12 protein-coding genes are annotated in these 12126 nt (G+C 63.2%); 6 read left to right on the plus strand and 6 right to left on the minus strand.

What is annotated here, in order from left to right; all coding sequences use genetic code 11:
• The first annotated feature begins 2 nt into the window (after positions 1–2).
• The gene (locus AMS69_RS00350) at positions 3–1409 is read left to right on the plus strand and encodes a class II fumarate hydratase (protein WP_053966123.1); all 1407 of its coding nucleotides are present in this window, start codon (positions 3–5) and stop codon (positions 1407–1409) included.
• A 213-nt stretch (positions 1410–1622) separates the two neighbouring features.
• Here the strand turns inward: AMS69_RS00350 and AMS69_RS00355 are convergent, their stop codons facing one another.
• Entirely contained in the window at positions 1623–2126 is a 504-nt protein-coding gene (locus AMS69_RS00355) for a GNAT family N-acetyltransferase (RefSeq protein WP_053966124.1), read from the minus strand.
• Positions 2127–2284: 158 nt separating this feature from the next.
• Between AMS69_RS00355 and AMS69_RS00360 the strand changes: the two genes are divergently transcribed.
• Positions 2285–2581: a DUF5789 family protein gene (locus tag AMS69_RS00360; protein ID WP_053966125.1), complete on the plus strand. Its 297-nt coding sequence runs from the start codon at positions 2285–2287 to the stop codon at positions 2579–2581.
• Between the two features lie 33 nt (positions 2582–2614).
• Here the strand turns inward: AMS69_RS00360 and AMS69_RS00365 are convergent, their stop codons facing one another.
• Positions 2615–3409, minus strand: a complete 795-nt coding sequence (locus tag AMS69_RS00365; RefSeq protein ID WP_053966126.1) for a DUF7537 family lipoprotein — start codon at positions 3407–3409, stop codon at positions 2615–2617.
• Positions 3410–3497: 88 nt separating this feature from the next.
• Here AMS69_RS00365 and gatE point away from each other — a divergent pair, with 88 nt between their 5' ends.
• Positions 3498–5369: a Glu-tRNA(Gln) amidotransferase subunit GatE gene (gene gatE / locus AMS69_RS00370; protein WP_053966127.1), complete on the plus strand. Its 1872-nt coding sequence runs from the start codon at positions 3498–3500 to the stop codon at positions 5367–5369.
• Here the strand turns inward: gatE and AMS69_RS00375 are convergent.
• Positions 5366–5785, minus strand: coding sequence for a DUF7344 domain-containing protein (locus AMS69_RS00375; RefSeq protein ID WP_053966128.1), 420 nt, complete (start codon positions 5783–5785; stop codon positions 5366–5368). The two genes, gatE and AMS69_RS00375, sit on opposite strands and share 4 nt — an antisense overlap.
• A gap of 46 nt (positions 5786–5831) precedes the next feature.
• The gene (locus AMS69_RS00380; protein ID WP_053966129.1) at positions 5832–6320 is read right to left on the minus strand and encodes an HTH domain-containing protein; all 489 of its coding nucleotides are present in this window, start codon (positions 6318–6320) and stop codon (positions 5832–5834) included.
• Positions 6321–6621: 301 nt separating this feature from the next.
• Between AMS69_RS00380 and AMS69_RS00385 the strand changes: the two genes are divergently transcribed.
• Positions 6622–9096, plus strand: a complete 2475-nt coding sequence (locus tag AMS69_RS00385; RefSeq protein WP_053966130.1) for a bacterio-opsin activator domain-containing protein — start codon at positions 6622–6624, stop codon at positions 9094–9096.
• A gap of 3 nt (positions 9097–9099) precedes the next feature.
• On the opposite strand, the gene AMS69_RS00390 is transcribed toward AMS69_RS00385, so the two are convergent.
• Complete coding sequence (locus AMS69_RS00390; RefSeq protein ID WP_053966131.1) at positions 9100–9825, minus strand: RNA methyltransferase; 726 nt, start codon at positions 9823–9825, stop codon at positions 9100–9102.
• Complete coding sequence (locus tag AMS69_RS00395) at positions 9822–10346, minus strand: hypothetical protein (protein WP_053966132.1); 525 nt, start codon at positions 10344–10346, stop codon at positions 9822–9824. The genes AMS69_RS00390 and AMS69_RS00395 overlap by 4 nt, the downstream gene beginning before the upstream one ends.
• A gap of 265 nt (positions 10347–10611) precedes the next feature.
• Between AMS69_RS00395 and AMS69_RS00400 the strand changes: the two genes are divergently transcribed.
• Together AMS69_RS00400 and AMS69_RS00405 are read left to right on the plus strand one after the other, a co-directional pair.
• Positions 10612–11571, plus strand: coding sequence for a transcription initiation factor IIB (locus tag AMS69_RS00400; protein WP_004518753.1), 960 nt, complete (start codon positions 10612–10614; stop codon positions 11569–11571).
• A 142-nt stretch (positions 11572–11713) separates the two neighbouring features.
• The gene (locus AMS69_RS00405) at positions 11714–12046 is read left to right on the plus strand and encodes a hypothetical protein (protein ID WP_053966133.1); all 333 of its coding nucleotides are present in this window, start codon (positions 11714–11716) and stop codon (positions 12044–12046) included.
• Positions 12047–12126 lie beyond the last annotated feature (80 nt).

The raw sequence follows: 12126 nt of genomic DNA on the forward strand, positions 1-12126 counted from the left end.
GTATGACCGACGAGTACCGGACAGAGCAGGATAGCCTCGGTGAGATGCAGGTGCCAGCCGACGCGTACTGGGGCGCACAGACGCAACGCGCCGTCGAGAACTTCCCGATCAGCGACGTAACCTTCGGGCGGCGGTTCATCCGCGCCCTCGGCGTCGTCAAGAAGGCGGCCGCGCAGGCGAACCGCGACCTCGGAACGGTTCCGGAGGACAAGGCGGACTGTATCGTCGAGGCCGCCGACGAGGTCATCGCCGGCGAGCACGACGACCAGTTCCCCGTCGACGTGTTCCAGACCGGCTCGGGCACGTCCTCGAACATGAACGCGAACGAGGTCATCTCGAACCGCGCCACGGAGCTGTACGGCGGCGACATCGGGACCCGTGAGATTCACCCGAACGACCACGTCAACTTCGGTCAGTCCAGTAACGACGTGATTCCGACGGCGATGCACGTCGCGGCCCTCGAAGCGGTCGAGAAGGACGTCATTCCCGGCCTGAAGACGCTACGCGACGAACTCGACGCCAAGGAAGACGAGTTCGAGAACGTCGTCAAGACCGGTCGAACGCACCTGCAGGATGCGACCCCGGTGACGCTCGGTCAGGAGTTCTCAGGCTACCGAACGCAGGTCGAGAAGGGCATCTCCCGCGTGCAAGACGTTCACGGTCGCCTCTCCGAACTCGCGCTCGGTGGGACCGCGGTCGGGACTGGCCTGAACACGCATCCCGAGTTCCCGGCGAAGGCAGCCGAGTACATCAGCGAAGAGACGGACCTGAGTTTCCGCGAGGCCGACAACCACTTCGAGGCCCAGGCCGCTCACGACGCGATGTCCGAGGCCCACGGCGCGCTCCGGACCGTCGCCGGCTCGCTGAACAAGATCGCCAACGACCTGCGGCTGCTCGCCTCCGGCCCGCGCAACGGCCTCGGCGAGATCGACCAGCCGGAGAATCAGCCCGGCTCCTCGATCATGCCCGGGAAAATCAACCCCGTCGTCGCCGAGGCGGTCAATCAGGTCCACAAACAGGTCGTCGGCAACGACGCCGCCGTCTCGGCCGGCGCGGCCGAGGGCCAGATAGACCTGAACCTCTACAAGCCCGTGCTGGCCTCGAACTTCCTGCAGTCGGCACAGCTCATCGCCAACAGCAGCGCGGTGTTCGGCGAGAAGTTCGTCGCCAAACTCGAAGCTGACGCCGACCACTGCGCCGAACGCGTCGAGCAGAGCATGGCGCTGGCGACGGCGCTCAACCCAGCCATCGGCTACGACAAGGCCAGCAAGGTCGCGAAGAAAGCACTCGCCGAGGAGAAGACCATCCGCGAGGTGGTCCTCGAAGAGGGCTATCTCGATGAGGACGAAGTCGACGATGTACTTGACCCCGAGAAGATGACGAAGCGTGGCATCCTCGGCGACGAGTAGGACGGCTGAGCGAAGCGAACCATCCGGATAAGCGAGCGGGAAGCGGTAGCGACTCGCGAGGGCGCGAACGGAGTGAGCAGCCCTCGGAAATGCGGGCGGCGCGAACGTCACGTAGCCCGGCGGTCGCGCCACCAAACTCGGCATGTCCCTCTGCTGGGACGGCGACGCACTCGGACCAGACGGCCCCGATAGTGGCTACGGCCGTCTCCGCTCTCAGATCAGTGACTCGTCGTCGAGGACGTAGCGGCTCTCGGGGTAGCGCTCGCCGCCGATTTCGGTTTCGCTTTCGTCGACGAACTCGAACCCGAAGCCCTCGTAGAACTCGGCTCCCGGCTCGTTCGCCGTGAGCATCATCGCGTTGATCCGCTCGATGTCGTACTCGAATAGCTCCTCGCAGGTCCGTTCTAGCAGCGAGCGGCCGATTCCCTCGCGCCTGTAGTCGGGATGGACGTACAGCCGGAGAATATACCCCTCACGGTCGGTTTCATGCCACGTCGCGTGTGCGAATCCGACGACACGCTCTCCCCGCTCTGCGACCAGCAGGATGGTTTGCGATTCGGCCAGTTCCGATTCGATCTGTTCGGTCGAATACCAGTCTCGAACGCCGTCCTCGGCCGTCTCGCGGGTGAGGATATCCGGGTAATCCGTCTCCCAGGCCGCCGTCGCGACCTGACTGATGGCCGGTACATCGTCCGGAGTTGCCAGCCTCATTGTCACATGAAAACGTATGTCATAATCTGTGAAATGTTTTCCCGCGTCAAGTGGAGCGAAATAGCAGGTCTTCCCTCACCGACTGGGTATGGTCGGCGAAACCGAGTACCAGACACGCAGAATTCATAATATTTTTTGATTAGGAATCCCGAGCTGTGGTACAGATGCGTTACTCCGAAACGTTGCAGCTGTTCGACCAGGCCTGTGAGTTCCCCGCTGACCACGCCACTGTCGTTCAGCAACTCGGTGACGTCGAGCTGGTCGCCCAGAACGGCGACTCGGTCGAAATGGGTGAGGTATTGGCCCGGACCAGCGAGGCCACGTACCAGTCCCCAGAGGGGCTGTACAACTCTCTGGTCGGGAATCTGGACGACGACTTCATCGGCCGGAAGTACTACGACGACCGGGCCGGGAGCACGTCCGGAACCGACGAAGTTCGAACCGAGACAGACCGTCTGTAGCCGCCGGGCTGCGGTGCCGCGTGCTGTCCGCACTCAGTTCGCTGGCGTCGATTCGTTGAGCCACGTCGGCCGCTGCACTGTCGTCTCGCCGATATCCTCGTACCAGAAGCTGTATTCGACGATGCGGTCTTCAGTCCGGTACCAGACGCTGAATCGGCGGACGAGGCCAGCAGGCTCGACCAGCAGTTCGACACGAAACTCCCTCAACTGTTCGGTCGCCGGAATCTCGCCGCCGGACCCGCGAATCCGGTAGGCTCGGCTGCCGTCCCGCGTGACGACGGTCGTGGTGCTCTGGTTGACCACCGCGTAACGATTCAGGTAGAATGCCGTCCGGTAGGCGTACTTGTCGCGGCTGAACTGGACCTCGCCGCGCTGGCGTTCGACAGTCCCGTTGTCACGGCGTTCGTACCAGTTGGTGCCGTCGGCGTAGGTCGACTGTTCGTACCGCTCGACGGTCGCATTCGAGTCGGTCGTTATTCTGACCAGTTCGTCGCGGTACCGCGTCGGCGATTCGACGGTAACGGTTTCGGCGCGCCGGACGGAACTACTGTCGTTCCCGATCCTGAATTCGCTGTAGCGTTCGTTCAGCGTGTATGTAGTGCCGTTGACCGCCTGCCGATGAGCCGCCGCCAAGAGGGCAATGTTTTCGAGCCGGTCGGTGGTCACGCCGGGCGGCGGGTCCAGCCTCGTTACCGTGTCCGACTCCGCTGCTGTCGGGACCGGGGCCGGCGTGACAGTGGGCCGGTCGGTGTTGTCAGTATCGGCGAAGGCGTTACAGCCGGCTGTCAGCAGAAGGACGGTCACCGCAGCTGTCGACAGCCAGCGCATACTGACAGTGAGGGAGACACGGGCAAAAGCGCGGCGCCGAGCGCGGGAAGGGTGCGTTTTTTGGCCCCCGGTCCCGGACACCTCGACAATGACTGAGTACGACTACGAGGAGCTGGGGCTCGTCGCCGGCTTAGAGATCCACCAGCAACTCGATACTGCGACGAAACTGTTCTGTGACTGTCCGACGACGGTCCGTGAACCGGAGGAGAGCGACCGCTCGTTTACCCGCTATCTGCACCCGACCAAGAGCGAACTCGGGGAGATAGACGAGGCGGCGCTAGAAGAGAGCATGGTCGACCGAGAGTTCGAGTACCTCTCGTACGACACCACCTGCCTCGTCGAGGAGGACGACGAACCGCCCCACCGCGTCGACCGCGAGGCGATGGAGACGACGCTGGAAATCGCCCAGCTACTTGACATGGCCGTCGTCGACCAGGTGAACGTCATGCGGAAAATCGTCGTCGACGGCTCGAACACGACTGGATTCCAGCGCTCGATGCTGGTCGCCAACGACGGGGCCATCGAGACGAGCGACGGCCCGGTCGGCATCGAGGACATGCTGCTGGAGGAGGAGTCCTGCCAGCGCGTCGAGGAGACCGACGACGGCGTCCGCTTTTCGCTGGACCGCCTCGGCATTCCGCTGGTCGAAATCGGCACGAAGCCGGACATCAGTTCACCCGAGCAGGCCCGCGAGGCCGCCGAGCGCATCGGGATGCTGCTTCGTTCGACGGGGAAAGTAAAGCGCGGCCTCGGGACCATCCGCCAGGACGTGAACGTCTCCATCGCCGAGGGCGCACGCATCGAACTGAAGGGCGTCCAGAGCCTCGACGACATCGACGACCTGGTCCGCAACGAGGTCCGCCGGCAGGTCGAACTGCTGGACATCGCCGACGAACTCGCCGAGCGCGAGGCCTCGGTCGGCGAGCCACAGGACGTGACCGACGTGTTCGCGGACACGGACTCGGGAGTCATCGAGGGCGCGCTCTCGTCGGGCGGCGACGTTCAGGCGGTTCTGCTGGAAGGCTTCGACGGCCTCGTCGGCCGCGAGATTCAGCCCGACCGCCGGCTCGGCACGGAACTGTCCGACCACGCCAAGCGCCACGGCGCGGGCGGCATCTTCCACACCGACGAACTGCCGGCCTACGGCGTCACCGAGGCGGAAGTCGAGGCGCTGCGGGACGCTGTGGGGGCCGGCCCCGAGGACGCCGTCGCCATCGTCGCCGACGACCCGGAGACGGCCGAACTCGCCATCGACGCCGTTGCCGAGCGGGCCGAGACGGCGCTTGAGGGCGTCCCGGAGGAGACCCGGGACGCTAACGAGGACGCCACGTCGCGGTACCTCCGCCCGCTCCCCGGCGCGGCGCGGATGTACCCCGAGACGGACGTGCCGCCGGTCGAACCGGACGTGACCGAAGTCGAGACGCCGGAACTGCTCACCGAGAAAGTCGACCGGTACGAGAGCGAGTTCGGCCTCGGCTCCGGCCTCGCCGAGCAGGTCGCCTACGGCCAGCGGTGGCCGCTGTTCGAGGCGCTGGTCGAGGGCGAGGGCGTCGACCCGACGCTGGCCGCTGGCACGCTAGAGTCGACGCTGACGGAACTCCGGCGCGACGATGTCCCCGTCGAGAACCTCACCGACGAGCACCTCCGCGGGGCGATACTGCTGGTCGACGGCGGCGACGTGCCCCGGGAGGGCATCGAGGACCTGCTGACGGCGCTCGCCGAGGACCCGTCGCTCTCGGCCGAGGCCGCCGTCGAACAGGAGGACCTCGGCGGCGTCGACGAGTCGGAGGTCAGGGACGCCGTCGTCGAGGTCGTCGAGCGCCACGAGGACCAGGTCGCCGAGGAAGGGATGGGCGCGTTCTCGGCGCTGATGGGCGAGTGCATGGGCGCGCTCCGTGGCAAGGCCGACGGCGATACGGTCAGTGACGTGTTGCGCTCGGAGATCCAGAAGCGGGCTTAATTGCTTCGCTCGGGCTGCAAGGAGTCGATATCGACGGCGTTCGAGGTCAGTCCGTTACCGCTCGCCGACAGATCGTGCTCGAGCGTCGATTCGAGCAGCGGGACGAGGGCCGGCGCGTTCGGCCCGATGTCGACCATATCTTCCGACTGGTTGTACTGGACGACACCGGCATCGACCAGCCGCGGAAGGTGGTTGTGATAGAGGGCCGTGTAAATCGTGAGCCGCTCGTCGCGGTGCTGTTCAGCCGGTGTCCCGTGTTCGAACTCGGTCACCGTGTCCGCGAGCACAGCCAGTGAAACCGGTGTCGTGTACTGTGAAAGCCCGTACAGGAGGTACCGCCGATAGTGCGACGACAGGAGCGACAGTCGGTCGTCCAGCGGAAGCGAGTCGGGGATCTCGGTTTGTTTCGTATTCATGTTGTATGGGGACAGATATCGTGTCAGATTCGGGGCGGTTCGAGTGCTATTGGACCACGGTACGCTCGTGCTCACGTTCCTCGGCAACGTCTGCGGTATCCCCGAGGGCGTTGACTCGGTCGACGACGCGGTGGACTGTTCCATCCCGCGTACAGGGCGCGACGTGCTGGAGGTCCCCGTCAACATACTCAGCGAGGGCAAGCGTCGGCAGCGTGATGACGGTGACCGACTCGTCGGAAACCATGTTCGTCACCGGGTGCTGCCAGTCGAAGGCGTCAAGCGAGGCATCGGAATCGCGTTCCCACTGTTCGAACATCGAAAGGCGCTCCAGCAGGTGTCGGCCCTCCGCAGTCCGCTGTGCGAGTCGCGGTTCGATCCGGCGTCCCCAGATCAGTATCGACAGGTCCTCGATACGGCCAGCGTCTTCGAGAGCCTGTAACCGGTCGAGCACGTAGTGCTGATGTTGTCTTGCGTCTCCCGGACACAGGGACCGGACGAACAGTTCGACCCGAACAGGATTGGCAGTGGAATCCATAGTGAGGTGGTGCGTATCCTGTGGGTCGCTACAGCGGTAACTGTCCTAAGTACTCTCTCTAGGTCCCTAGAATAAATCGGAGCAAACCGGAACCATGGCTGATATATCCGGGCCAGTCGATGATTAGTTAGTATGTGGATATGTGGTCCTTTCTCTGTCAGGTCGTCATTCGGTTACGGCTCCTTCATAGCCCAATAGACCGCTATTCGAGATGGTATTCATCACGTGCATGTGTTCAGAAGAAATATTAACAATCTAACTAGACACCGGGCGTTAAGTAGCTCGCCGCCACACTTGACGCATGGTTCCAAGTGTCGTGGATGGCCACGATATCCCTGCCCTGTATGGGCCAGCCATCGATACACTGCCGCTCATGTTTGCGATTGTAGATGCATCCGGGGTGATTCTCTCGACGAACGAGACGTGGCACGAGTTCGGCCAGGCAAACGGAACAGGGCTGACGCCGGGTACACTCGGCAAGAACTATCTCGATGCTGCTGACACGGCTGACGACACGACCGGGCAACAGGCGGCCGACGGAATCAGGGCCGTCCTTGCTGGCGAGCAAGCCTCCTTCGAACTTGAATACCCGTGTCACACTGAGTCGGCGAAACGGTGGTTCCGGTTGTACGTCGCCCCGTTTACCATCGACGGGGCGACGTTTGCGTCCATCGCACATATCGACATCACAGCCCGGAAACAGCGGGAGTTGGCCCTCGAATCGGCCTACGAGATCTGTACCGACGCGGACAGGACGTTCACTGAACAGCTCGACGCGCTGTTAGAACTCGGCTGTGAGACGCTCGGTTCGCCGTTCGGGACTCTCTCCCGCGTCCACGGTGACGAGTACGTGTTCGAGGCAGTCACTGCACCGCCGTCTGCTGACCTTGAGGGGGGCAGAACAACCAGTATCGAAACTCTCCCGAACTGCAGACACGTTGTCGAACACCGTGAACCGCTCGCGGTCAGCGATGTTGCAGCGGACGCCCCGGAACTCGCTGACTCGGAGTGGGGCATTGCGAACTACATCGGCGCGCCCGTGGTCGTGGACGGGGCCGTGTACGGGACGTTCTGCTTCTACGGACTGGAACCGCGCGCGGCGGCGTACACGCAGTGGGACCTGACGTTCGTCCGGTTGCTCTCCGACTGGGCGGGCTACGAACTCGAACGAGAGCGCCGCACGGAGCAGCGCGATGCATTGAACACTGCCCTGCCGGACCCCAGTTTCATTATCGACGCGGAAGGGCGATTTCTCGACTGTCTGACCGACCCCGAGACGATGCTGAAGGTAGACGAGACGGACACACTTGTTGGCCAGACGCTGCACGAGTTTCTCCCCCGCGACACCGCTGACTCGCTACTGGGGACTGTTCGTGCAGCCCTGCGGAGCGGATCGTTTCAGTCCGTGGAGTACAGACTGCAGACTCCCGGTTGCCAGCGATGGTTCGAAGCGCGGGTCGCACCGCTGAAAAGTCGCGCGTACGACCTCGATACTGTCATCGTCGTCGCTCGGGACATCACCGCTCACAAAGACCGCGAGGCCGAACTCGAACGCCAGCGGGACGAGCTCAGACAGGCACAGCGGCTCAACGTGCTTGGTCGAGAAATTGCGAAGGCGCTACAGGACACACAGACGCGCGAGGAGATCGAATCGGCAGTGTGTGCGCACCTCACTGAATCGGACCTGTACCGGGCCGTGTGGGCCGGAAGCCGCGGGAGTGCAACCCAGATAACACTGGGTGCCGCCGCTGGGATTGCCACGGCGTCGCCGGAGCAGATTTCGCCGGGTGAGCACGGTCTTGCCATAGACGCCATCGAGACCGGGGAGGTACAGGTCGTTGCGGACATCGCCGACGTGTCGACTCAGTCGAACACCGAGATGGACCGCCCGCTAATCGCAGCCCATTGCTCCGTCGCGGCAGTTCCCCTGACAACTGGCCAGACCACGTACGGCGTCCTGATGGTGTACGCATCGACCAACACCACGATTGGCTGTCGTGAGTCGGACATCCTTGCCGATCTGGGGCGGCTTATCGCACTGTCTATCCAGCGCGTCCACAGTCAGCAATCACTGCAGGCGGCGACGACCGTTGAGCTAGAGTTCCTGACGCCAGATTCCGACGACATCTTCGCCACCCTCTCCGCGAAGCTTGACTGTTCGTTCACACTCGAACGGCGCGTCCCGACCAGTTCCGGTAGCAGCCTCCACTACGTTCGCGTCAGCGGCGTAGACACTGCCCAAGTGTGTCAGGCGCTTGCTGGGATGCCGTCGGTCGAATCCTGTGCTGTCGTCGAGACTGCGGCGGAGAACCGAGCGCCCCTGCTCGAAGTCACGCTCAACGAGATATCCGCATCGCCGCTTGACACGCTCATAGATTACGGCGGGGCCGTGCGGCGAGCCGTGGCGGCTGACGGCGACCTGCGGTTCACAGCGGAGATGGCACCGGATATCAACGTCCGCGCTGTCGTTGAAGCGGTCCAAGAGGTAACGCCCGGGACGGAACTGCGGAGCAAGCAGTACGTCGACCAGCCGGTCTCGACGGTGACGGATTTCCGGACACGGATACGCGACCGGCTGACGCCGAAACAGGCTGCCGCGCTCAAGACTGCCTACGCACGCGGCTACTACGACTGGCCGCGAGGGAGCGCCGCGGAGGAACTGGCCGAGACACTCGATATCTCCGCGCCGACCCTGCACTACCGGTTGCGGAAGGCCCACGACGCCGTCATCGGGGCGCTGTTTGACTACGGAACCGGACCCGAGACACTCGACTAAACGCTAGTCGTCTTCGGCACGCTCGATTCGCTGCCGGGCCTGCCGGAACAGGCCGCGGAGCGTCTTCGTCTCCCGACCGGTCGGTTGCGCACGCCCGAGTACCCGACGGAACAGCCGCCGGGCCTTGTGCTGTTTCTCTTTGGGGTGGCCGATGGCCCGCAGGAACCGGTCAAACTCCTCGTGTAGTCCCTCGACAGCCGGCGTCTCGGCGAGAGTATGCAATTCATCGGGATGCTGGGTCGCGTCGACGGTCAGTTCGCGGAGTTCGTAGAGCACGATAGTGGCCGCCTGTCCGAGATTCAACACCGGATACGACGCGCTGGCCGGGATAGAGCAGATAACATCCAGCTGTGCGAGTTCGTCGTTGGAGAGTCCGACCCGCTCGCGACCGAAGACGACGCAGATGTCACCCTCGACATCCCGGAGCGAGTCAGCCAGGTCGGCCGGCGTCGTCGCCGGATACCGGACGTGGTTGGCCGGGTCCTCGTTCGTCGTCGCCGTGCAGGCGACAGTGTGGTAGTTCTCGACGATGTCGTCAAACGTCACCGTCCGGGCGTTCGGCAGGATGTCGTCACGAGCTTGCCCGGCAAAGCCGTACGCCTCGCCGTCCGGGTCCAACTCCGGCGGATCAACGAGCAGCAGCTCCGAGAGGCCGAAGTTCTTCATCGAGCGGGCGATGGTGCCGACGTTGCCCGGCGTCTCCGCATCGACGACAGCGACAGATATCATACGTCCAGATCGCTGAGGTCCATGTCGATTGTATCGAGGTCCGCTTCGTCCATTTGCTCGACCTCCGCTTCGAGCCCCGGAATCGCTTCGTCCCTGTCGGGGGCCTCCGGTAGCGCTGTCGGCTCCTCATCGACGTGTTCGAGGCCGACGTACCCCTCCGGGGCGCGATTCCCGTCGAGGAACCACTCGTGGAAGGCCGAGGCCAGGTCAGTATCGCCAGCGTAGGCCTCACCGCCTTCCTCACGGAACCAGTAGATGAAGTCTGTCTCGTGATCCGAGCAGACAACAACCTCGCCCATCGGCTCGCCGTAAATCGCGTCGGCGACGTTGCACTGCTCGATGTCTTCGTCGCCGTGAATCAGCCAGCAGGCGTCACAGGGGTCGACAACCCGTTCTGCGAGCACCAGCAACCGTTGGCGGGTCTCCGGTTCCATCGTCTTGAGCGGCCGGACCCGTCCGTCCGACCCGAGCACGTCCTCGTCGAAACGCCAGCCCCGAAGCCCGATATTGACTTTGCTCATATCTCAAGATGGGAGAGTCCCGGACTAAAAGAGCGCGATGTGCCGGACGAACAGTGCCGGTCCGTCCGCGCTTCATCGTTGTCCGGGGGTGTGAGACGGGTGCCCTAACCGGTTACACGCTGTGGTGACTCGAAACGTAGACAGTTCTAGGTAAATTTAACATAATTATTCTACCTAGCATTCGCAATCGGCGTCCAAATCAGGCAAAAGTATCAAGCCCGCCCAAACATTTATACGTGATTGGCTTTTCTCCGTAAAAGAACACATGGAACGGCCGACGCGCCAGCGGGATTCTGAACAGGAGGAACGCGAGGAGGAGTCCGAGAGCACGGGCCAGCAGACCTGCCCAGAGTGTGAGTCGGAGTCCATATCTAGCGACGGCGGTGGAGAGCTCGTCTGCGAGGACTGTGGCCTGGTCATCGAAGACGAGAACATCGACCGCGGGCCGGAGTGGCGGGCGTTCAATCACTCCGAACGCCAGTCCAAGTCACGCGTCGGAGCCCCCACGACCCAGACGATGCACGACAAGGGGCTGACAACACAGATCGACTGGAAGGACAAGGACGCCTACGGTCGGTCGCTATCCTCGGAGAAGCGGAGCCAGATGCACCGGCTGCGAAAGTGGCAGGAGCGCATCCGAACCAAAGACGCCGGCGAACGGAACCTGCAGTTCGCACTGTCGGAGATCGACCGCATGGCCAGCGCGCTGGGCGTGCCCCGCTCAGTTCGTGAGGTCGCCTCGGTTATCTACCGGCGTGCGCTCAACGAGGACCTCATCCGCGGGCGCTCCATCGAGGGCGTCGCCACCGCCTGCCTGTACGCGGCCTGCCGTCAGGAAGGCATCCCACGCAGCTTGGAGGAGGTATCGGACGTTTCCCGGGTCGAGCAGAAGGAGATCGGGCGGACGTATCGGTACGTCGCCCAGGAACTCGAACTGAAGATGGAGCCGGTCGACCCCAAGCAGTACGTCCCGCGGTTTGCGTCCGAGCTGGAACTCTCAGAGGAGGTCCAGTCAAAGGCCAACGAAATCATCGACACGACTGCCGAGCAGGGCCTGCTCTCCGGAAAATCACCCACCGGCTACGCTGCCGCGGCTATCTACGCCGCCTCGCTGCTCTGTAACGAGAAGAAGACCCAGCGCGAGGTCGCCGACGTGGCCCAGGTGACAGAGGTCACCATCCGGAACCGCTATCAGGAGCAGATTGAAGCGATGGGCATCCACTGACTGGCCGCGCTCTGTTCATCGGTGGTCTCGCTGTCCGCTGTTCACGTACGGTCCTGCCAGCTGTGGCACGGTGCAGGCAGTCGGTACAGGACTGGTAGCAAGGAACGTGTAGAGCTATCTGTCTGGGCAGCGAACTGTCGGTATGCCTGTTTCCCCCTCACAGAAGCGGATCGCACTCCTCGTCATCGGACTGGTGATCCTCTTTGCACCCGCGCTGTTTGTCCTCGCGACGCTTGAGTTTCTCATCCTGTCCGGCAACCTCGCGCTCAGCGATATTTCGCTCCTCGAATTCGTCGAGTTGTATCTTATCGACCTCGTGCTGTTCGTCCTGCTCGGGTACGGCGTCTACCGGCTGACGTTCTGGCTGATCCAAGACCAGCTTCCAGACGCACTTGCTACTGTCGACGAGACCGAGGCAGCCGGCACGACTGACGACACAGAGACAACCGGAACCGTCGGTGAGGAGCAATCCTGACTGGCTCCCTCCCTGAGACGCTACAACGACGTGCAGTGACTCTCTCGCAGAATTAGGACCGCTCGCATTTTCGAGGGCCG

The organism is Haloarcula rubripromontorii (genome assembly GCF_001280425.1).
Classification (GTDB): domain Archaea; phylum Halobacteriota; class Halobacteria; order Halobacteriales; family Haloarculaceae; genus Haloarcula; species Haloarcula rubripromontorii.

Coding starts and splice junctions, on each gene's coding strand:
- AMS69_RS00350 (WP_053966123.1), top strand. CDS start 3: ATGACCGACGAGTACCGGACAGAGCAGGATAGCCTCGGTGAGATGCAG.
- AMS69_RS00360 (WP_053966125.1), top strand. CDS start 2,285: ATGCGTTACTCCGAAACGTTGCAGCTGTTCGACCAGGCCTGTGAGTTC.
- AMS69_RS00365 (WP_053966126.1), bottom strand. CDS start 3,409: ATGCGCTGGCTGTCGACAGCTGCGGTGACCGTCCTTCTGCTGACAGCC.
- gatE (WP_053966127.1), top strand. CDS start 3,498: ATGACTGAGTACGACTACGAGGAGCTGGGGCTCGTCGCCGGCTTAGAG.
- AMS69_RS00375 (WP_053966128.1), bottom strand. CDS start 5,785: ATGAATACGAAACAAACCGAGATCCCCGACTCGCTTCCGCTGGACGAC.
- AMS69_RS00380 (WP_053966129.1), bottom strand. CDS start 6,320: ATGGATTCCACTGCCAATCCTGTTCGGGTCGAACTGTTCGTCCGGTCC.
- AMS69_RS00385 (WP_053966130.1), top strand. CDS start 6,622: ATGGTTCCAAGTGTCGTGGATGGCCACGATATCCCTGCCCTGTATGGG.
- AMS69_RS00390 (WP_053966131.1), bottom strand. CDS start 9,825: ATGATATCTGTCGCTGTCGTCGATGCGGAGACGCCGGGCAACGTCGGC.
- AMS69_RS00395 (WP_053966132.1), bottom strand. CDS start 10,346: ATGAGCAAAGTCAATATCGGGCTTCGGGGCTGGCGTTTCGACGAGGAC.
- AMS69_RS00400 (WP_004518753.1), top strand. CDS start 10,612: ATGGAACGGCCGACGCGCCAGCGGGATTCTGAACAGGAGGAACGCGAG.
- AMS69_RS00405 (WP_053966133.1), top strand. CDS start 11,714: ATGCCTGTTTCCCCCTCACAGAAGCGGATCGCACTCCTCGTCATCGGA.